Origin of the sequence: Tropicibacter sp. S64 (assembly GCF_049803835.1) — a bacterium.
GTDB lineage: Bacteria > Pseudomonadota > Alphaproteobacteria > Rhodobacterales > Rhodobacteraceae > Pacificoceanicola.
Genome location: NZ_JBNAGK010000014.1, coordinates 74,603 through 93,912, shown reverse-complemented (window position 1 = coordinate 93,912; position 19,310 = coordinate 74,603). Strand labels below are relative to the sequence as shown.

Here is a 19,310-nt window from a genome sequence, read left to right as displayed (position 1 = left end):
GGTCCAAATACCCAAAACGGGGCGAAGCCCCTACTCCGCCGCCATCCGGCTCGCCCGCCGTGCCTCGGAGGACGCCAGCGGGAAGACCTTGGCGGGATTCAGCAGCCACGCCGGGTCGAACACATCTTTCACAGCCATCTGCGCTTCCAGATCGACCGGATCGTACTGATCCACCATCAGGTCCCGTTTCTCGATCCCCACCCCATGCTCGCCGGTCAGGCAGCCGCCGACCTCGACGCAGAGCTTGAGGATTTCCGCCCCGAAGGCCTCGCAGCGCTCCAGTTGCCCGGGTTGATTGGCGTTGAACAGGATGAGCGGATGCATGTTCCCGTCCCCCGCGTGGAAGACGTTGGCAACGTCGAGGCCGAACTCCTTCGACATCTCGCCGATCCGCCGCAGCACGTAGGGCAGTTCGGACACCGGGATGGTCCCATCCAGACACATGTAATCGTTGATGTTCCCCATCGCACCAAAGGCCGACTTGCGCCCCAGCCAGATTCGCGCCGCCTCGTCCGCCGACTTCGCCTCGCGCAATTCGACCGGATTATGCCGCCGGGCGATTTCGGTGATTTTCGCCAGTTGTTCGGCAATCTCCGCCTCGGAGCCTTCGACCTCGACGATCAGCAGCGCCTCGCAATCGGGATAGCCCGCCTTGGCGAAGTCTTCAGTGGCGCGGATACAGGGGGCGTCCATGAACTCGATGGCGACCGGCAGCACACCCGCCTTGATGATGTCACTCACGCAGGCGCCCGCGACCTCGTTGCTGTCGTAGCCGATCAGCACCGGCCGTGCGCCCTCGGGCTTGCGCAGGATGCGCAGGGTGGCTTCGGTCACGACGCCAAGCTGGCCTTCGGAACCGCAGACAACCCCGAGCAGATCGAGTCCACCGGCATCGAGATGTGCGCCGCCCAGTTCGACCACCGTGCCATCCATCAGCACCATGGTCACGCCCATGAGGTTGTTCGTCGTCACGCCGTATTTCAGGCAGTGCGCCCCGCCGGAATTCATCCCTATGTTCCCGGCAATCGCGCAGGCCAGCTGCGACGAGGGGTCCGGCGCGTAGAAGAAGTCGTTTTCCTCGACCGCGCCCGTGACGGAGAGGTTCGTACGCCCGGTCTGCACCCGGATGAAGCGGTTCTCGTAATCCGTCTCCAGCACCTGGTTCATCCGTGCCACGCCAAGGATCACACTGTCCGCGGTGGGCAAGGCGCCCCCGGCCAGCGACGTTCCCGATCCGCGCGGCACCACGGGCACCCCCTCCTCGTGACAGATGCGCAGCACGTCCGAGACCTCCTGCGTGTTCGACGGCAGGACCGCCACCAACGGCGGACACCTGTACGCCGTCAGCGCATCGCACTCGTAGGCGCGGGTTTCGGCGGGATCGTCGATCACCGCGCCCTCTGGCAGCACCTGCCGCAGACGGGCAACGATGCGCGGTTTGCGGGCGATGATCCCGGCGTCGGGCTGTGGCATCTGCATGGATAAGCCTCCTCTCCTCCCCGCAATCGCGGCAATTGGTCAACTTATATAACCAAAATACCCGGTTTGCGAGTCCCAAAACGCCAAGAGTCCGGCCCCCCTTGCGCATTTCGGCGGATCAAGGTCATTTGCCCCCATGGCATGGGTCAAGATCATACACATTCTTTGCGTCATGGGGTGGATGACCTCCATCTTCGCCGTGCCGCGCGCGATCATCTACTGGAAACGCGACTTCCAGAAGACCGGCGAACAAGGCCCCCTCGGGGATCTGACGTACCGGCTCTACCGGTTTTCCTTTGGTCTCGGCGTGATCGCCATTTTGACGGGTCTCTGGTATGCCCACTGGCTCGGCTGGCCGGCCTGGGTGCACCTGAAACTGACCCTCGTGGTGCTGCTGGCGCTGCACTATCTCTGGACCGGCAGGCTGGTGAAGCGGGCGCAGCAAGGCATTTTCACCGAATCCGACATGTATCTGCGGATCTTCAACGAAATCAGTGTCGTCGGAACCATCGCGGTCCTCTGGGTCGTCGTGGTTCAGCCGTTCTGACATGGACATCCTGTCCGAGCTTTCGTTGTTCTCGCGGGCGGATTACTTCGCTCTCGGCCTTCTGATCCTGTCGTGGTTCATCTCGACGCGCGTGATCGAGCATTCGCCGAAATCCCGCCCCTCCACGTCCAGCCTGATGGCAGCCTACCGGCGTGAATGGATGGTGCAATTCGTCACCCGGCAGCCGCGCATCTTCGATTCGCAGATCGTCGGGCAATTGCGGCAGGGCACGGCTTTCTTTGCCTCCGGCTCCATGATCGCCATCGGCGGCGGGCTGGCCCTTCTGGGCAACACCGAGCGCCTGCGCGGGCTGGCGCAGGACCTGACCCAGCAGACCGACCCCATGGTCGTCTGGGAGATCAAGGTGTTCGTGATGCTGGCCTTCGCGGTGAACGCCTTCCTGAAGTTCGTCTGGTCGCATCGCTTGTTCGGCTATTGCGCCGTGCTCATGGCCTCCGTCCCGAACGACGCCGAGGACCCGAACGCCATGCCCCGCGCGACGAAAGCCGCGGAGATCAACATTCTCGCCGCGCGTGGCTACAACCGCGGATTGCGCTCGGTCTACTTCGGCATCGCCTCGACCGCCTGGCTGGCGGGGCCCTGGGCGCTCATGGCGGCGACCGTGTTTACCGCGGGCGTGATCCTGCGCCGCGAATTCGCCTCGCAGTCGCGCGCTGTTCTGATGGACCAGGGCGATCACACGCAGACGTGACCTGCTCCTGCAGTCGCCTCGTCTAGGCTGCCTGCCATGCGACGCGCCGCTCCTCTTGCCAGCTTGCTCCTCGCCGCCCCCGCGTTGGCCGATCCGCCGGAGGTGCGCATGGCCCAATGGGCGCACGGCGGCGGAGCCGGTCGCATCGTCGTCACGCTCGCCCACCCGGACACCGGGTGGGACCATTACGCGGACGGCTGGCGGGTGGAACTGGAGGACGGCACGGTGCTCGGCACACGGGTGCTCGTGCATCCGCATGAAGCCGAACAACCGTTCACCCGCTCGCTCGGCGGTGTCGTGATCCCCGAAGGCATAGAAGCCCTGTATATCCGGGCCCGGTGCCTCGTGGACGGCTGGAGCGCCGCGCGTTTCAGGCTCGGCCTGGACTGACGTCAGACGTCGAGTTCCACCTCGCCGATCGGATTGGAACAACAGGCGAGGATGTAGCCGTCCTCGATGTCGTCGTCCGAGATGCCGCCGTTGTGCACCATGTGCACCTGCCCCGACAGCTTTTTCACCTTGCAGGTGCCGCAGACGCCGAAGGTACAGCCCGACGGGATATTGAGTCCGGAAGACTTCGCAACTGCCAGAACCGTGTCGGTTTCCGTGCAATTCGCCGTGACGCCGGACTTCGCGAAAAGGATCGAGGCGTCCGCCTTGTCATCGAGCACCAGGTCGTCCTGCTCCGGGGCCTGCTCCTCGGATTTGACCGGGGCCTGGAAGCTCTCCTGGTGGTAGTGCTCCATGTCGTAGCCCAGCGCGATCAGCATCTCGCGCACGGCGTTCATGAACGGCTCCGGACCGCAGCAGTAGACCTCGCGTTCCAGGTAATCGCCGGCAAACAGGCCGATCATGATCTGGTTCAATCGCCCGCGCAGGCCCGTCCATACCGTGTAGGGATCATCTTCCTCGACGATGAACCACAGCTTCATCGACGGCAGGCGCGAGGCCATCATCTCGAGCCGCGCCCGCCCGATGATCTCGGAGGGGCGGCGGGCGCAGTTGACGAGCACGATGTCCGGCGGCGTGCCGCGGTCATAGAGGTAGGTGACCATCGACATGGACGGCGTCACACCGGAGCCTGCGGAGATGAACAGGTACTTCTTCTTCTCCTTCGGCGGCAGGGTGAAGATGCCCGCCGGTCCGGAGGCCGTGATCTGCATCCCCGGCCGCAGGTGATCGAGCATCCAGCGCGTGCCGATGCTGTCCGCCTGCGCCTTGACCGTCACCGAAATGCACAGGGGACGGGATGGTGAGGACGAGATCGTGTAGGTCCGCCAGACCGTCCCGCCCTGCGCAGGCAGTTCGAGCGTGACGAACTGCCCCGGCAGGAACTTGAACATCGCGCCCGACGGCGAGACGAAGCTGAACGTCGCCGTGTCAGGGGCTTCGGGCACGACGGAGCAGCATTCGAGCGGCTCGGAGTCGACCCAGATGCCCGCGTCGGCTTCGGCAAGGAAGGGCTGGTTCATGGCTTACTCCGCTGCAACGGCGCGCGGGCCGGTGATCGCGTCGATCATGGTCTTGGCGTACCAGTCGACGAACTGGATGTTGCCCTGCTCGTGGGTCGGCGAGTACGGACCCGGCTCGTAAGCCGGCGACAGGATGCCGCGCTGGTTGTTCTCGACCACCTCGCGGTCCTCGTCGTTGGTGGCGTTCCAGACTTCGGTCAGACGCTTGACGTCATAGTCCTGACCTTCCACCGCATCCTTGTGCACCAGCCACTTGGTGGTCACCTCGGTCTCCATCGGACCGATCGGCGTGATGCGGAAGACGATGGAGTGGTCCGACAGGAAGTGGTTCCAGGACACCGGGTAGACGAACAGATGCAGCGATCCCGCGTCCTTGAACGGGAAGGACGAGTTCGGCTTCTGCACGGCGACCTTGCCGTCCAGGGTGTAGCTCTCGGCCGTCCCGAGCAGCGGAATGCGGATGAACCGCCACTCACCCTGATCGGAAATCCGGAATTTCGACGGTGCGCCAACGGCCTCGCAACGCTCGGCGTGCTTGCTCAGGATGTCCGAGAGATTGCCTTCGATCTCGTCGCTCGCGGCGAGCGGATCCTCGGGATAGACCCGGCAAAGCGACGGGTGGTTGCCGGAGCAGTGATAACACTCCCGGTTGTTTTCCCACACCAGCTTCCAGTTGCCGTGCTCGACGATGGTCGTCTCGTAGGCGATCTTGGAATTCTCCAGGTCGTGCGGCGCAAGATAGCGCTTGGCCTCGGCCTCGTAGCCGGAGAAATCCGGTGCGTGATCGGCAAGGCAGATGTAGACTAGGCCGCGGACGGTGCGGCAATGCACGGGCTTGAGCCCATGTTTCGACGCATCGAAATCCGGCCCCATGTCGCGCGCCCAGAGCAGGCGGCCGTCGAGTTCGTAGGTCCACTGGTGATACGGGCAGACCAGCTTCGGATTCGTGCCCTTCTTCGTCTTGCACAGCACCGAACCCCGGTGTCGGCAGGAGTTGTGGAACGCCCGTATCACCCCGTCGCTGCCGCGCACGATGACAACCGAATAGGCACCGACCTCGTAGACCACGTAGCTTCCGGTTTTCGGCACCTCGCAGGCGGGAATCGCGAAAAGCCACTGGCGATACCAGATCTTTTCCATGTCGACCTGGAACACGCCGGGATCGCAATACAGATCCTGCGGCAGGGAGTGGGCGGGTTTGCGACGCATGAGCTGGGCCAGAACATCCGGTTCACGCAGCATGGGTAGTCTCCTGTGGAGGACCGATGCGCAGGGGAAGGGCCTGACACCGGCCGGAACATCATGTGAGAGGCGGCAGACCACGCGCACGCAAAGGCGCACCGGACCACAGCCGAGCCGGTCCCACCCTCTCACCATTTCAGAAAAGCGCATCATCCTTTTGCGACTTTCGGGAAATCTATCGCGACTTGGGCCTGTTTTCGGGCCGAACGCGGCCGATTTTCGGCATCGGCCGCGCCCGAAAATTCAGCATCTCGCGCGGCACGCACACAACCAGGGCGTTATCTTCTCGGGATTGGTCGGAACCGGATAACGGGCATTTTAATCATTATGACCGTGCGAACAGGGCTCGATTCACATTTTCTTAGGGTGCCGGAGAGACTGTGTTCCGGAAGGACGGGGGCGTCAGTTGAACAGCAAACCAGCAATGTGGAGAGATCACGCCATGGCCACCGCCGCGCCCCAGATGCAGTATGCACCCGAACAGGACGTCACCGAGCCGCTGAAGGTCTTGTTCCTGGATGACCAGCAGCCGGATCGCAACCGTCTCAAGCGGTTCTGCCGCAAGGCTGGCCTGAAATTCCAGCCTTACGACGCCGCCAACCTCGACGAGTTCCGCGCGATTCTCGATCAAGACGTGATGGATATCGTCTTTCTCGACTACTACCTCGACATGGAGACCGGGTTCGACGCGCTGAAGATCCTGACCGCGCACGAGGAGCAGGTCGACGCCGTGCCGATCATGGTCACCAGCGTCGCCCGTCACGACATCGCGGTGGAGGTCATGCGCAACGGCTGCGCGGACTATCTGACGAAGGAAGAGCTGAGCATCGAAAGCGTGCGCAAATCCATCGTCTCGGCCCTCGAACGCAGCATCCTGATTGCCGCCATCGGACAGGCGACCTCGCCACGGGCCGCGATGCGCGTCTCCATGACCCGGGTGTCGAAAACCTGCGGGCCGGAAATCCGCGCCGTGCTCGCCGCGACCCTGCGCCACGTGCGCGGCCTGCGCAACAGCACGCAGAGCCAGTCCACCATGGCCGCAAATCTTGACGCGCTTGAGAAATCCTGCAGCGACATCAATATCTTTCTGGACGAAATCAAGGAGATCCTCGACGGTCATTCCGAGATCCTCACGCCACGCGCCAAGCCTGACACGCTGCTCAGGCTACGCTGAATACCTGGGATGATACACAGCACCCCGGGACACCGCCCCACGCTCACGCTGAGGGGAAAAATCATCGGCCTGATCCTGGCGGCAACAATCGGATCGTTGCTCGTCCTCTCCGTGGAGAACTTCTTTTCCACACGGACCCGCGAGCACGCTCTGGCGCTGGAGGCGCTCGAAGTGGAGGCACAGCGCTATGCCGACCAGATCGAAAGCCTGTTTCAGGGGATGGAAAGCGATGTCGTGCTGCTCGCGACGATGCCGACGACCGACGCCATCGGGGCGCTTCTGGACGAAGCCCCCGGGACAAGACGCGACGAGGCCCTGAACGCGCAGCGCGCGCGTCTCGAGTCCTTCTATTCGAAAATGTTGCTTGCGCGGCCGCACTACTCCCAGCTGCGGCTGATCGGACGGGACGACAACTGGCGCGAACTCGTCCGGGTAAACCGGGTCGAGCGGCGCATCGAAGTCGTTCCCGGGAAAGATTTGCAGCAAAAGGGCGATGAGCCGTACATGCAGCGCATTCGATACCCCATCAGAGGGCGAAACTACTTCTCGAACATCACCCTGAACCGCGAACACGGTCAGGTTGATGGCCTCGCAACCATCCGCATCGTCCGGCCCCTGTTCAATCACAACAACAAGCCATATGCGGCAGTCGTCATCAATGCCGACGTGGCGGCACTGCTGCACGAGGCCGCCCCCAATGTCGCGGACAACATCCGCACAACAGCGGTGACGAGCAATCTTGACTACATGACGTTCGAGTCCCGGACTTCGCAGCCGCGGCTGCACTTCCACACCGATTCCGACTGGACCGAAACCACCGCCATCCGCGCTCTGCTTGCATCCGACGGATCGCAGGCGGCGATGTTCCATGACGACCATGCGGTCTACATCCGGGAAGTGAGAGCGACCGGGACCGACCGTCCCTTCTCCCTGTACATGATCACGGAAAAGAGCCGCGCGGACCTGTTCGCCGCGGCGAAAGACAGGCTGAAGAAGGACGCAATCATCTCCTTCGCGCTGATCGCGATCGCAGGGTTTGCCGCGCTGATTACTGCCAGCCGGTTGACCTTTCCCTTGCGGGAATTGCGGCGAAAGATCTCTGCGTTGGAAGACAGCAGCGAACCCATCGAACTCGGAGCCCTGTCGAAGGACGAGGTCGGCGACCTCGCCGGGATCTTCATGACCCGGTCCAACGATCTTATGCCCGCCGCCCTGCGAGCCCGAGCCGTCTTCGATTCCGCCGGCCACGCGATCATTGTCTTCGACGAAAACGGCCTGATCGAAGAGGTAAACGAAGCCGCGGCGCAGCTGTTCGGGGACGAGGCGACGGCGTTGGTCCGGCGCCCGGTCTCGGAATTGCTGATGAGCGACCAGATCTGTGGTCTGAACTGTTTCAAATGCACCGGGCCGCAGCATTGCATCGACACGACGGTTTTCGGCAGGCATCGGGACGGGCACAGGATCGCCTTGGCGATTTCGGTTGCCAGAACGCGCTACGCCGGCGCCAACCACGTGATCGCGGTGATGCAGGACGTCACCGAGCAGAAGCGGGCCGAGGCCAAGATCCAGCGCCTGGTCAACGACCTTGAGCGGTCGAACGCGGAACTCGACCAGTTCGCCTACGTCGCGTCGCACGATCTCAAGGCGCCGCTTCGGGTGATCGAGAACACGTCGAACTGGCTTGCAGAGGATCTCGAGGATGTCCTGACCGAGGACACCCGCGACAGCCTCGACCTGTTGCGCAACCGCGTGGGCCGCATGACCCGCCTGCTCGACGCACTGCTGGCGCATTCCCGCATCGGGCGGGTACCGGTGGACCGCGACTGGATCAGCTTCGACGTGATGATCGACGAGATCGAAGGTTTGCTCGATTCGCATGACGGCTTCGAGATTGCCGTCGATCCGGAGTTGCTCCGCTGCACTGTCATCCGTCTGCCGCTGCAAACGGTCCTGCTGAACCTGATCAGCAATGCCATTCGGCATCATGACCGCGATCGAGGCACCATCCGGATCGGATTCCGCGATCTCGGCGATGTTGTGGAATACAGTGTCGCCGATGACGGACCGGGTATCCCGGAACGCTTTCACCAGAAGATCTTCGAGCCGTTCCAGACCCTCAAGCCGCGCGACCAGGTCGACACCAGCGGCGTCGGTCTTGCGATGGTGCGCAAACATGTCTCGCTCGTCGGCGGGACGATCAGGCTCGAGTCCGACGGCGTCCGCGGGACCACCTTTTTCGTCGTCTGGCCCAAGGACGACGACCTCTCCAACCACTGCAACGACAGAAGGCTTGCATCTTGAACTGCGAAGGACCCACCTACTCTCTCGCCCCGCTGCATATCGTCCTCGTGGAGGACGACGACGGCGACGCAAAGGCCGTCAGCCGGGCATTGGCGCGAAGCCCGGTTCGCACTGTATTGCACCGGGTCTCCGACGGCATCGAAGCCCTGAAACTGATGCGCGCAAGGGGTAGCGCACTCGCGGACACCTATATTGTCCTCGCCGACCTCAACATGCCGCGCATGAACGGCATCGAATTTCTCGCCGAATTGCGCCGTGACCCCATCCTGCGCAGAACCGTCGTCTTCATGGTCTCGACCTCGGACTCCGAGGAAGATCGCAATGCCGCCTACAACTTCTCCGTCGCCGGCTTTTCGCCCAAACACAAACTCGGGAAGAATCTTGAGAAATTGATAAAGGTTTTGGACGACTATGCCCGGATCGTGGACCTGCCCCGGATGCCATGATCACCGGAGCACCGAGCCAGGGAACGCCATGCAAACCATATCTGTCCTGATCGTGGAAGATGACGACGCCGACCGGAAATGGATCCGGCGCCTGCTGTCGAGAACCGAATACGAAGTCAGGATCAAGGATGCCGTCTCGGTCGAACAGGCGCTGGATTTCGAAGAACCGGATGTCCATGTGGTGTTCCTCGATCACCGGCTCCCCGGGGCCAGCGGTCTCGACTTCATTGCGCAATTCCGGCGGACCTGGCCGAAGGCCGCGATCTTCTTCCTCACCGGCCAGGGCGACGAGGAACTCGCCAAGTCGGCCATCAAGTTCGGCGCGACGGATTACGCTCCGAAATCAAACCTGAACCAGAATGCCATCGACCGTATGCTGAAGAACGGTCTCAGCCAGGCCCTTGCGCAATGGCGGCTCGACGAACAACGGCGGGATCTGGCGACGTTCACCGAAGTTCTTGTCCACGACTTCCAGGCACCGATTCGCGCCGCCGCCTACCTTGCGGAACAGATCGAGGAGGACATCGAGGACGGCGACATGCAGGAGGCGCGCGAAGGGCTGCGGATGTTGCGCAAATCCGCGACCCAGATGCAGGAGATGCTGCGAAGCCTCGCGGACCATGTGCGCCTTGATCGCGACGAGATCCTTTCGGAGACAACGGCGCGTGACCTTATCGACCGGGCACTGACGGCGCTCGACCGGGAAATTGCCGAAAGCCGGGCCGTTGTCGATGTGGACTCGGACGCGCTGGACCGGCCCATCTTCTGCCATCCCCCGCAGATCGCGCAGGTGCTGCAGAACCTTGTCGCCAATGCCATCAAGTATCGGGGCGACAACCCGCCCCGCATTCGTCTTGCAGCGCAGTTCGAGGAAGGCAACCGCGCCTTGTTCACGGTGTCGGACAATGGGATCGGCGTACCGGACGATCAGAAGGACCGCATCTTCGAGCCCTTCAAGCGAGTGTCCACGCACAACGGCATTTCGGGTACGGGCCTGGGACTTGCAACGTGCCGCAAGTTCGTCTCGCGGCACGGAGGGGCGATCTGGTGCGCAGACGATCCGGACGCTGTCACCAGTATCTGCTTCCGGATACCCGCCGGGAGCATGGGAACAAACGAGCAACACCTCAATTGACAGTCCCCCGACACTGTATCCCTCGCCCCGGCCCTGGTGCGGGCTGACCGACCAGCCATTTTACCGCGCGGGGCCGTTGTCGGGGGCCCGGTGGTCAGGACAATTGATTGATTTGATTATGGCTGTATATATTCAAGAACCTGAAGCATTTCGAAGACCCGATCCATGCGCCTTTCAAAGTTCACCGATTATTCGCTTCGGGTCTGCCTGTACCTCGGCGCTCATGCCGGTCGCCGCGTGCCGATTTCGGAGATCACCCGGGCGCACGATCTGTCGCACAGCAACCTGATGAAGGTGGTGACCCAGCTGGTGGACGGCGGGTTTCTGCAATCGACGCGCGGACGCAGCGGCGGTGTCGAACTGGCCCGTCCGGCACAGGAGACGAGCGTCGGGGCGATTGTGCGGTACATGGAGGGAGATGCGGCGATGGTCGATTGCAGAACCTGCATCCTGTTCCGCAAATGCGGTCTGGTGCCCGCCTTGCACCGCGCCAAACTCGCCTTCTATGCCGAACTGGAAGACATCAGCCTCGCCGACGCTATGACCGCCCATCCGGCGACTCTCGGTATTCTCGAAAACGCCGCGGCAACCGAATCGGATTCGGTTTTCGCCCGGTAAACCGCTGCAGCGCGTCGGCCCGGTCAGACCTGTTCCTAGGCGCATCGGACTCGCCAGCACGAGAAAACCCGTTTGCGACATGCCTGTTTTTGAACCGGCCCGCCCAAAATCCGGCCGAAACTCCCGCATCTTCGCAAGGCACCGCCGCAAAGGGCGGCAGTACCGGACATATCAGGGCATTTCTTGTTGCCTTCAAACAATTCATCCGAGATGAAGATATGAGAGCGACGGGGGCTGCCCCGGTGCTCGCCGCAACGGCGCGGCATTTCAGTCAAGACGCCTCATACGGGGCATGCGGCAAAGGTGTCGCATAGGGACCGGCTCGGAGCCGGACTGCCCCTGGCCGGGAAACCTGACCGAAATCGCCGCGGCGCCCGACTTCCGGCTCCGCGTTCATCCCTGAACCGGAGTGTCGCATGTCCACGCATCACCGCGTTGTTTATCGCCACCGCATTGCAATGGGCTGGCCGCTCGACCCCGTATTCCGGGTTCCGGCCAATCGCGTGGATCGCCCGCACCAGATCCGCACGATGGTCCGCGAGGGCCCCCTTGCGTTCCTGCAAAGCCTACCCGGCGGCGGCAATCGGAATACCGCCACCCAAAATCACCCCCGCGCGTCCGCCGGGGCCGCGGACCTCCTCCCCTTCCCGACACGTCGCGCCTGACGCGCGCCCTCACCAGAAAGGACCAAACCCATGTCATACGTCATGCCCAAGGAATTCGCGGCCAAGATGGTCGATGCCGGCGAATCCAAGATCTTCATGTCCACCAAGGACACCCTGATCCGCGCCTATATGGCCGGAGCCATTCTTGCTCTCGCCGCGGCCTTTGCCGTGACCATCGCGGTCAACACCGGCAACTTCCTTGTCGCCTCGCTGCTCTTCCCCGTCGGCTTCTGCATGCTCTACCTCATGGGATTCGACCTGCTGACCGGCGTGTTCACCCTCGCGCCGCTGGCGGTCGTCGCCAAGCGTCCGGGCTGCACCTGGTCCGGCGTCTTCCGCAACTGGGGCCTCGTGTTCTGCGGCAACTTCGCGGGCGCGATGACCACGGCGATCCTGATGGCCATCGTCTTCACCATGGGTTTCTCGACCGAACCGAATGCCGTCGGACAGAAGATCGGCCAGATCGGGGAATCGCGGACCGTCGGCTACGCTGCCGCAGGCGCCGCAGGGATGCTCACCGTCTTCACCCGTGCCATCCTGTGCAACTGGATGGTCTCCACGGGCGTCGTTGCCGCAATGATGTCGACCTCGACCTCGGGCAAGATCATGGCGATGTGGATGCCGATCCTGGTGTTCTTCTACCTCGGGTTCGAGCACTCCATCGTCAACATGTACCTCTTCCCCTCGGGCATCATGCTCGGCGGCAACTTCACCTGGTTCGACTACCTCGCCTACAACGAGATTCCGGTGATCCTCGGGAACCTCGTCGGCGGTCTGACCTTTGTGGGCGGCATGATCTACATGACCCACTTCAAGGAAAGCCCGAAGCGCAACCTCGTCCGCAATGACGACAGCGCCGTTCCGGCCGAGTAACTCTCCCTGACTGATGCGGGCTGCCTCTCGGGGTGGCCCGCCTTTTCCTTCCCGGAGTTCCCCCATGCCCAAGGATGCGCGTGCCAAGCCCGGCCTGACGGTCGCCATCGGCCAGCATTCGTCTGCCGGGCAAAAGCCGGAGAACCAGGATTTCCACGGGGCGCTGATTCCCGCCGGGCAGATGCTGGCTCTCAAGGGCATCGTGCTGGCCGTCGCGGACGGGATTTCCTCCTCCGCCATCAGCCGCGAGGCCGCCGAGCTTTCGGTCAAGGCCCTGTTGACCGATTACTACGCCACCCCGGACGCCTGGACCGCGCGCACCGCCGCGACGCGGGTAATTACCGCGACCAATGCCTGGCTCTTCGCCCAGAACCGGGCCTTGTCGGACATCAACGCCGGGCGGGTCTGCACCCTCTCCACCTTGATCCTCAAGGGCCGCGAGGGCCATATCCTGCATTTGGGCGACAGCCGCGTGAGCCGGTTCGACGGCGCCAGTCTCGAGCCGCTGACGGAAGATCATCGGGTCGTCCTCTCCGCTTCCGAAAGCTACCTTGGCCGCGCCATGGGCATGGCGGGCAAAGTCCAGATCGACTACCGCCGCCTGCGCCTGCGGGTCGGTGACGTCTTTCTTCTGGCCAGCGACGGCGTGCATCAGCATGTCTCTGCAAAGACCGTGAAACAGGCGATGGAGGCCCCATCCCTGGATGAAGCCGCCGAGCGTATCGTGCAGGCCGCGCTGGACGCGGGCAGCGACGACAACCTGACGGTGCAGATCGTCCGGATCGAAAGTCTGCCCGAGGCCGACGACATGCCCGGTCTCGACGCCGCGGGCCTGCCCCTGCCGCGGCAGGTGAAGCCCGGCGACGTCATCGACGGCTTCCGCCTCCTGCGCGAGATCCACACCACCGCCCGCAGCCGCGTCTTCCTCGCCAGCAGCCCCGATGGTTCGAAGGTCGCCTTCAAGGTGCCCTCCGCCGAGATGGCGCAGGATGCAGCCTACCTCAATCGCTTCGTCTTCGAGGAGTGGATCGCCCGGCGCATCGCCTCCCCGCATGTGCTTGCCGCAGCAAAGCCGCCGGAGCAGCGCACGGCGCTCTACGTCGTCACCGAGTTCGTGGAAGGCACGACCCTGCGGCAGTGGATAACCGACAATCCCAAGCCGCCTTTGGGAAAGGTCCGCGACATCGCCACCCAGCTCGCCGCCGGGCTGCGTGCCTTCCATCGCCGCGAGATGCTGCATCAGGACCTGCGCCCCGAGAACGTCATGATCGACAGCAACGGCACGGTTAAGATAATCGACCTCGGCTCGACCGCTGTCGCCGGTGTCGAGGAGGCCGCGCCCGGCACGCTCGGCGAGCTGCCCGGCACCTTCCAGTATACCGCGCCGGAGTATCTGTCGGGCGAGCCCGCGTCGTGGCGCTCCGACCAGTATGCGCTTGGCGCGATCCTCTACGAGATGCTGACCGGCCGCCTGCCCTACGGTCCCGCCGTGGCGCGGATCACCAACCGCCGCGAGCAGATGCAGCTGAGCTACCTGCCCGCCCGCGATGCGGGAAATGGCCTGCCTGCCTTCATGGATGCCGCTCTGCGCCGCGCCTGCCATCCCGATCCGCTGCGCCGCTACGACGCGCTTTCGGAATTCGTGCAGGACCTGAAAACCCCCGGCCCCACGTTCCGCGCCACCCGCCACGTCCCGCTGGCGGAGCGCAATCCCGTCCGCTTCTGGCAAGGCGTCAGCGCCGCGCTGGCGCTCGTATGCCTGATGCTTGCCTATCACCTCACCAACTGACCCAAAGACAGGAGAGAGAGACCATGAAGGACCTGATTTCCGGAGAGCTTCTGACCAAGGAAGACGTCACCGCGCTGATCATCATTGCCAGGAAGAAGGCCAAGCTGGGCTGGACGGCGATTGCCGAAAAGATCGGCATGTCGCCCGTCTTCACCCATTCCGCCTGCATGGGCATGAACGCTCTCCCGCTGGAGAAAGCAGAGAAGCTGGTTTCCCTCCTTGGCCTGCCGACCGAGGCTGCCGAGGTGCTGGCAGAGAGCCCGAACAAGGTCTTTGCCCAGACCGTGCCCACCGATCCCTGCATCTATCGCTTCTACGAGATCGTCGGAGTGTATGGCCCGACACTGAAAGCGCTGATCCACGAGGAATTCGGTGACGGCATCATGTCGGCCATCGACTTCGACATGTCCGTGACCCGGGTGCCGCATCCCAAGGGCGACCGCGTCAAGGTCGAGATGTCCGGCAAGTACCTGCAGTACAACGCCTGGTGACTCCCGCTCCCGCGCCGACCATCGTGAAGGCGCGGGGGGTTGTCTTGCGTTGAAGCGGCCTGACGGAACGGGTAAGAGGGCCGTGGTCCACTACAGGAAGGCAGCCTGCCCATGCGAATGCGCGACACGTTCATCAAACCGATGCACCCGGAAGGGCGCCGGTTCGTTGCGATCTTTGCCGCCATTGCATTGGCCCTGTTCCTGATTTCTGATTTTCTCGGTTGGATCGGGGTCGGCCTGACCGTCTGGTGCTACTATTTCTTCCGCGACCCGAAACGCGCCACGCCGATCGGCGACAGCCTCATCATCAGCCCTGCCGACGGCGTCGTTTCTCTGATCGAACCGGCCATTCCCCCCGCCGAGCTTGGCATGGACGACAAGCCCCTGACCCGAGTCAGCGTCTTCATGAGCGTGTTCAACTGCCACGTGAACCGCGCGCCGGTGGGCGGCACGATCAAGGCCATCGCCTACCGCCCCGGCAAGTTCCTCAACGCCTCGCTCGACAAGGCCAGTGCCGACAACGAGCGCAACAGCCTGTGCATCGAACGCGCAGACGGCACGCAGATCGCCGTGGTCCAGATTGCCGGCCTCGTGGCGCGGCGCATCGTCTGTTTCTCCAACACCGGCGACAACATCGAGGCGGGCGAGCGGTTCGGCCTGATCCGCTTTGGCTCCCGTCTGGACGTCTACCTGCCCGAAGGCGTGCAGCCCATGGTCAGCCTCGGCCAGACCATGGTGGCGGGGGAAACCGTGCTCGCCGACCTCGCCTCGCACGCGCCCGCCCGCCTCGCCCGGACGCGCTGAGCCATGACTGACCCGGACGACATCCCGGACGATCCCGCCACGCCGGAGACCCGGCGCGAGCGCAGCAAGCTGCCGATTCTGCACCTGTTGCCCAACCTGCTGACCATCGCCGCCATCTGCGCGGGCCTCACCGCCATCCGCTTCGGGTTCAACGGCGAGTATGAGAGCGCGGTGAAGCTGATCCTGCTCGCAGGGGTCCTCGATGGTCTCGACGGGCGGCTGGCCCGCCTGCTGCGCTGCCAGAGCTCCGTCGGCGCCGAACTTGACTCCCTTGCCGACTTCCTCAATTTCGGCGTCGCCCCTGGCCTGATCCTGCACGCCTGGGCGCTGCACGACTTCCGCGGCATGGGCTGGATCGCGGTTCTGGTCTATACCATCTGCTGCGTCCTGCGACTCGCCCGGTTCAACGTGATGAGCCGCATGGAGGACAAGCCCGCGGGCGATCACTTCGTCGGCGTGCCCTCCCCTGCCGGAGCGGGCCTTGCCATGCTGCCGATGTATATCGCGTTCCTCTATCCGGACATGGACCACCTGCCCGCCGAACTGATCGCGCTGTACCTGCTGCTTGTCGGCTTCCTGATGATTGGCCGCTTGCCCACACCGTCCTTCAAGAACTTCACGATCCGCCGCGAACACGCCCGCTTCCTGATCGTCGGAGCAGTGCTGATTGCCTCGGCATTGTTCACCTATCTCTGGGCGACCCTCGTGATTGCTGCGGTCGCCTACATTCTTGGCCTGGTCGTGGCCTTCGTGTCATGGCGCAGAAACAAAGCCTGAGGATCTTTCCCCTTGGATATCGAAGCCGTCAAATCTTCCTACGCCCGCTGGGCGCCGATCTATGATCGCACCTTTGGCGCGGCGACCCATGCCGGACGGCAACGGGTTGTCGATTACATCAACCGATGCGGCGGCCCGGAGGTCCTGGAAGTCGGCGTCGGCACCGGTCTGGCCTTGCCGCATTATCGCGCGGGTCTGAGAGTGACCGGCATCGACTACTCAGACGAAATGCTGCAAAAGGCCCGCAAGAAGGTGCGCGAACGCAGGCTCGATCCCGTCACGGCCCTGCTCCAGATGGACGCCCGCTCGCTGGACTTTCCGGACAACCGGTTCGACACGGTCGCCGCGATGCATATCGTCTCCGTCGTGCCCGAGCCGGAGCGTGTCATCGCGGAGATGGCCCGGGTCTGCAAACCCGGCGGGCGCATCGTGATTTCCAACCATTTCGCGGAGGAAAGCGGGTTTCTCGGCCTGATCTCCAAGCTCTCCGCACCGCTGGCCAACATCATCGGCTGGCATTCGGATTTCGAACTGGCGACGATCCTCGGCGAGCCCTCGCTGCGGGTGATCGAACAGGAAACCCTGCCGCCGCTGGGCATGATGACCTTCCTCGTCATGGAAAAATCGAAAGCGGAGGCCGTCGCCGCCGGCAAGGATGTGCCTTTGGCCGAGACCACCTGAGACAGCCGCGCCGCAAGGCGTTACCATGGGCGCATCCTGTTGTTTTCGAACGAGGCCCCACGATGCTGCGTATCGTCCTTCTTGCCGTTCTGCTGCTGCTCCCGGGGCTGGCCACTGCCCAGAACAGGGCCGCCATCGAAAAGCAGTTCCAGTCCTGGCTACAGTCCGAGATATGGCCCCGCGCCCGCGCGAAAGGCGTCTCGCGGGCGACCTTCGAGGGGTCGTTCCGGGGGGTGACGCTCAACTGGGACCTGCCGGATCTCGTTCCACCGGGAAGCAAGCCCTCCGGTCCGCGACAGCAGCGGCAGGCCGAGTTCGGCTCCCCCGGAAAATACTTCAACCGAGGCTCCATCGACGGCGCGACCTCCGTCGGCCGCACAATGATGAAACGCCACGCGCAGGCGCTGGCCGCCACCGAGCGAAAGACCGGTGTGCCGGGCCGCATCATCCTCGGGATCTGGGGGCGCGAGAGCGGGTACGGACAGGTCCCGATCCGCAACAATGTCTTCGAGGTTCTGGGGACAAAAGGCTTCATGAGCACCCGCGCCGCGTATTTCGCCGATGAACTCGTCGCCGCCCTGCAGATCGCTCAGGCGGGTCACGCTCCGGAAAGCGCAATGAAAAGCAGCTGGGCCGGCGCTCTGGGCCAGCCGCAATTCATGCCGTCGAATTTCCTGAAATACGCGGTGGACGGCGATGGCGACGCGCACGCGGACATCTGGCGCTCCGAGGCGGACACCATCGCCTCCATCGGCAACTATCTCGCGAAACACGGCTGGGTCAGCGGGCGCGACTGGGGATTCGAGGTCGAGGTTCCCGCGTCGGTCTCCTGCGCCCTGGAAGGCCCGGATCAGGGCAAGCGCATCAGCGACTGGCAGGCCATGGGCATCCGCCGCATAAGCGGCAAGGCCTTCCCGGAGCACGAGGCGAAGGCAGAAGGCTTCCTTCTCATGCCCGCGGGACGCAGCGGTCCCGCCTTCATCGTCACGCCGAATTTCTACGTCCTGAAGGATTACAACATGAGCGATCTCTACGCGCTCTTCGTCGGCCATGTGGGCGATCGCATCCAATACGGCATGGGCGATTTCAGCGGAAGCTGGGGGAAGGTTGGCGGGCTGCTGCGCTCCGACGTTGCCAGCATGCAGCGCGCATTGGAGAAGATGGGCCATGACGTCGGCGGCGCGGACGGCCTGCCGGGCTTCAAGACCCGCCGCTCCATCGGACGCTGGCAGGAAGCGACCGGGCAAACCGCCACCTGCTTCCCCGAAGCGGCGATGAAATCAAAGCTGCGCTAGCCTTGGATGGCGGGGCTTCTATATCCACGGAGAATGCCCTGAAAGGACCGGAACATGCCGCACACCGCCATCATCGTGAGCCACGGCCAGCCGTCCGAGCCGGAGGTCGGCGAGGCGGAGATTGTCGCGCTGGCGCAGGCGGTTCAGGCACATCTGCCGGACATGACCGTGCGCGGGGCGACCCTTGCGAAGGAGGGCGCACTGGAAGCGGCGATCAGCCCCGGCGCACTGGTCTATCCCTTCTTCATGGCCGATGGCTGGTTCACCCAAAAGGCGCTGCCGAAGCGGCTGGCCGGGTTCGACGTGACGCAGCTTGCGCCCTTCGGCCTCGACCCGGACCTGCCCGACTGGACGGCGGAATGGCTGCGCGAGGAACTGGACGAGGCGGGCTGGACGGCACAGGAGACCGCGCTGTTCATCGCCGCGCATGGTTCGGGACGCAGTGACAAACCTGCATCGGTGACGAAGGGCTTTGCCGAACAGCTGGGCAAGCGCCTGCCCTTCCGCACCATTCGCTGCGGCTTTGTCGAGGAAACGCCGTTTCTGGCCGAGAGTGCGGCGGGGTTGGGAGAGAAGGCGATTTGCCTGCCCTTCTTCAACATGAAGCGCGGGCATGTGCTCGATGACCTGCCGCAAGCGCTTGAAGAGGTTCGGTTCAGCGGCCTGCGGCTGGAACCCTTCGGCTGCCAGCCGGGCCTGCCGGAGTTCATCGCGAAACGCCTCGGGCGGAGCTGACCCGGAAACTTTCAAGGTTTCCGGATCGAAGTCTTTGCAAGACTTCGCCCCCGCCCGGCACTAACCAATAATTA

Annotated in this window: 20 protein-coding genes; 17 read left to right on the top strand and 3 right to left on the bottom strand. The window is 63.6% G+C overall.

Annotated features, from left to right (window positions below; all coding sequences use genetic code 11):
• Window positions 1–30 precede the first annotated feature (30 nt).
• Window positions 31–1,479, bottom strand: coding sequence for an FAD-linked oxidase C-terminal domain-containing protein (locus tag ACP159_RS20475; RefSeq protein ID WP_425101577.1), 1,449 nt, complete (start codon window positions 1,477–1,479; stop codon window positions 31–33).
• Window positions 1,480–1,615: 136 nt separating this feature from the next.
• On the opposite strand from ACP159_RS20475, the gene ACP159_RS20470 reads away from it, so the two are divergent.
• From ACP159_RS20470 to ACP159_RS20460, 3 genes are all read left to right on the top strand, one after another.
• Window positions 1,616–2,026, top strand: a complete 411-nt coding sequence (locus ACP159_RS20470; RefSeq protein ID WP_425101576.1) for a CopD family protein — start codon at window positions 1,616–1,618, stop codon at window positions 2,024–2,026.
• A gap of 1 nt (window position 2,027) precedes the next feature.
• Window positions 2,028–2,738, top strand: a complete 711-nt coding sequence (locus ACP159_RS20465; protein ID WP_425101575.1) for a DUF599 domain-containing protein — start codon at window positions 2,028–2,030, stop codon at window positions 2,736–2,738.
• A 108-nt stretch (window positions 2,739–2,846) separates the two neighbouring features.
• Window positions 2,847–3,128 carry a hypothetical protein gene (locus ACP159_RS20460; protein ID WP_425101574.1) on the top strand — a complete coding sequence of 94 codons (282 nt, stop codon included), beginning with the start codon at window positions 2,847–2,849 and terminating at the stop codon, window positions 3,126–3,128.
• A 2-nt stretch (window positions 3,129–3,130) separates the two neighbouring features.
• Here the strand turns inward: ACP159_RS20460 and ACP159_RS20455 are convergent, their stop codons facing one another.
• Together ACP159_RS20455 and ACP159_RS20450 are read right to left on the bottom strand one after the other, a co-directional pair.
• On the bottom strand, window positions 3,131–4,210 hold the full coding sequence (locus ACP159_RS20455) for a 2Fe-2S iron-sulfur cluster-binding protein (protein WP_425101573.1): 1,080 nt from the start codon (window positions 4,208–4,210) through the stop codon (window positions 3,131–3,133).
• A 3-nt stretch (window positions 4,211–4,213) separates the two neighbouring features.
• Entirely contained in the window at window positions 4,214–5,452 is a 1,239-nt protein-coding gene (locus tag ACP159_RS20450) for an aromatic ring-hydroxylating oxygenase subunit alpha (protein WP_425101572.1), read from the bottom strand.
• Window positions 5,453–5,894: 442 nt separating this feature from the next.
• Between ACP159_RS20450 and ACP159_RS20445 the strand changes: the two genes are divergently transcribed.
• The 14 genes from ACP159_RS20445 (at window position 5,895) to ACP159_RS20380 (ending at window position 19,236) form a co-directional block, all read left to right on the top strand.
• Entirely contained in the window at window positions 5,895–6,626 is a 732-nt protein-coding gene (locus tag ACP159_RS20445; RefSeq protein ID WP_425101571.1) for a response regulator, read from the top strand.
• Between the two features lie 9 nt (window positions 6,627–6,635).
• A complete protein-coding gene (locus ACP159_RS20440; protein ID WP_425101570.1) occupies window positions 6,636–8,927 on the top strand; it encodes a sensor histidine kinase in 2,292 nt (763 codons plus the stop codon).
• A gap of 47 nt (window positions 8,928–8,974) precedes the next feature.
• Window positions 8,975–9,373, top strand: coding sequence for a response regulator (locus tag ACP159_RS20435; RefSeq protein ID WP_425101569.1), 399 nt, complete (start codon window positions 8,975–8,977; stop codon window positions 9,371–9,373).
• 28 nt (window positions 9,374–9,401) lie between these two features.
• A complete protein-coding gene (locus tag ACP159_RS20430) occupies window positions 9,402–10,508 on the top strand; it encodes a sensor histidine kinase (RefSeq protein WP_425101568.1) in 1,107 nt (368 codons plus the stop codon).
• A 165-nt stretch (window positions 10,509–10,673) separates the two neighbouring features.
• Entirely contained in the window at window positions 10,674–11,126 is a 453-nt protein-coding gene (locus ACP159_RS20425) for an RrF2 family transcriptional regulator (protein WP_425101567.1), read from the top strand.
• 416 nt (window positions 11,127–11,542) lie between these two features.
• Window positions 11,543–11,791, top strand: coding sequence for a hypothetical protein (locus ACP159_RS20420; protein ID WP_425101566.1), 249 nt, complete (start codon window positions 11,543–11,545; stop codon window positions 11,789–11,791).
• Window positions 11,792–11,821: 30 nt separating this feature from the next.
• Window positions 11,822–12,664, top strand: coding sequence for a formate/nitrite transporter family protein (locus ACP159_RS20415; RefSeq protein WP_425101565.1), 843 nt, complete (start codon window positions 11,822–11,824; stop codon window positions 12,662–12,664).
• 64 nt (window positions 12,665–12,728) lie between these two features.
• Window positions 12,729–14,453 carry a protein kinase domain-containing protein gene (locus ACP159_RS20410; RefSeq protein WP_425101564.1) on the top strand — a complete coding sequence of 575 codons (1,725 nt, stop codon included), beginning with the start codon at window positions 12,729–12,731 and terminating at the stop codon, window positions 14,451–14,453.
• A 23-nt stretch (window positions 14,454–14,476) separates the two neighbouring features.
• Entirely contained in the window at window positions 14,477–14,944 is a 468-nt protein-coding gene (gene cynS, locus ACP159_RS20405; RefSeq protein WP_425101563.1) for a cyanase, read from the top strand.
• Window positions 14,945–15,055: 111 nt separating this feature from the next.
• Window positions 15,056–15,748: a phosphatidylserine decarboxylase gene (locus ACP159_RS20400; protein WP_425101562.1), complete on the top strand. Its 693-nt coding sequence runs from the start codon at window positions 15,056–15,058 to the stop codon at window positions 15,746–15,748.
• A 3-nt stretch (window positions 15,749–15,751) separates the two neighbouring features.
• Window positions 15,752–16,525 (top strand): CDP-diacylglycerol--serine O-phosphatidyltransferase, encoded by a 774-nt coding sequence (pssA, locus tag ACP159_RS20395; protein ID WP_425101561.1) that lies wholly within the window; start codon window positions 15,752–15,754, stop codon window positions 16,523–16,525.
• A 12-nt stretch (window positions 16,526–16,537) separates the two neighbouring features.
• Window positions 16,538–17,206, top strand: a complete 669-nt coding sequence (locus tag ACP159_RS20390; RefSeq protein ID WP_425101560.1) for a class I SAM-dependent methyltransferase — start codon at window positions 16,538–16,540, stop codon at window positions 17,204–17,206.
• A 62-nt stretch (window positions 17,207–17,268) separates the two neighbouring features.
• Window positions 17,269–18,501 (top strand): lytic murein transglycosylase, encoded by a 1,233-nt coding sequence (locus ACP159_RS20385; protein WP_425101559.1) that lies wholly within the window; start codon window positions 17,269–17,271, stop codon window positions 18,499–18,501.
• A 54-nt stretch (window positions 18,502–18,555) separates the two neighbouring features.
• The gene (locus ACP159_RS20380) at window positions 18,556–19,236 is read left to right on the top strand and encodes a sirohydrochlorin chelatase (RefSeq protein WP_425101558.1); all 681 of its coding nucleotides are present in this window, start codon (window positions 18,556–18,558) and stop codon (window positions 19,234–19,236) included.
• The last annotated feature ends 74 nt before the right edge of the window (window positions 19,237–19,310 follow it).

Excerpts from the sequence above, each read along its gene's own strand:
- ACP159_RS20475 (WP_425101577.1), bottom strand. The coding sequence starts at position 1,479 with ATGCAGATGCCACAGCCCGACGCCGGGATCATCGCCCGCAAACCGCGC.
- ACP159_RS20470 (WP_425101576.1), top strand. The coding sequence starts at position 1,616 with ATGGCATGGGTCAAGATCATACACATTCTTTGCGTCATGGGGTGGATG.
- ACP159_RS20465 (WP_425101575.1), top strand. The coding sequence starts at position 2,028 with ATGGACATCCTGTCCGAGCTTTCGTTGTTCTCGCGGGCGGATTACTTC.
- ACP159_RS20460 (WP_425101574.1), top strand. The coding sequence starts at position 2,847 with ATGGCCCAATGGGCGCACGGCGGCGGAGCCGGTCGCATCGTCGTCACG.
- ACP159_RS20455 (WP_425101573.1), bottom strand. The coding sequence starts at position 4,210 with ATGAACCAGCCCTTCCTTGCCGAAGCCGACGCGGGCATCTGGGTCGAC.
- ACP159_RS20450 (WP_425101572.1), bottom strand. The coding sequence starts at position 5,452 with ATGCTGCGTGAACCGGATGTTCTGGCCCAGCTCATGCGTCGCAAACCC.
- ACP159_RS20445 (WP_425101571.1), top strand. The coding sequence starts at position 5,895 with ATGGCCACCGCCGCGCCCCAGATGCAGTATGCACCCGAACAGGACGTC.
- ACP159_RS20440 (WP_425101570.1), top strand. The coding sequence starts at position 6,636 with ATGATACACAGCACCCCGGGACACCGCCCCACGCTCACGCTGAGGGGA.
- ACP159_RS20430 (WP_425101568.1), top strand. The coding sequence starts at position 9,402 with ATGCAAACCATATCTGTCCTGATCGTGGAAGATGACGACGCCGACCGG.
- ACP159_RS20425 (WP_425101567.1), top strand. The coding sequence starts at position 10,674 with ATGCGCCTTTCAAAGTTCACCGATTATTCGCTTCGGGTCTGCCTGTAC.
- ACP159_RS20420 (WP_425101566.1), top strand. The coding sequence starts at position 11,543 with ATGTCCACGCATCACCGCGTTGTTTATCGCCACCGCATTGCAATGGGC.
- ACP159_RS20415 (WP_425101565.1), top strand. The coding sequence starts at position 11,822 with ATGTCATACGTCATGCCCAAGGAATTCGCGGCCAAGATGGTCGATGCC.
- ACP159_RS20410 (WP_425101564.1), top strand. The coding sequence starts at position 12,729 with ATGCCCAAGGATGCGCGTGCCAAGCCCGGCCTGACGGTCGCCATCGGC.
- cynS (WP_425101563.1), top strand. The coding sequence starts at position 14,477 with ATGAAGGACCTGATTTCCGGAGAGCTTCTGACCAAGGAAGACGTCACC.
- ACP159_RS20400 (WP_425101562.1), top strand. The coding sequence starts at position 15,056 with ATGCGAATGCGCGACACGTTCATCAAACCGATGCACCCGGAAGGGCGC.
- pssA (WP_425101561.1), top strand. The coding sequence starts at position 15,752 with ATGACTGACCCGGACGACATCCCGGACGATCCCGCCACGCCGGAGACC.
- ACP159_RS20385 (WP_425101559.1), top strand. The coding sequence starts at position 17,269 with ATGCTGCGTATCGTCCTTCTTGCCGTTCTGCTGCTGCTCCCGGGGCTG.
- ACP159_RS20380 (WP_425101558.1), top strand. The coding sequence starts at position 18,556 with ATGCCGCACACCGCCATCATCGTGAGCCACGGCCAGCCGTCCGAGCCG.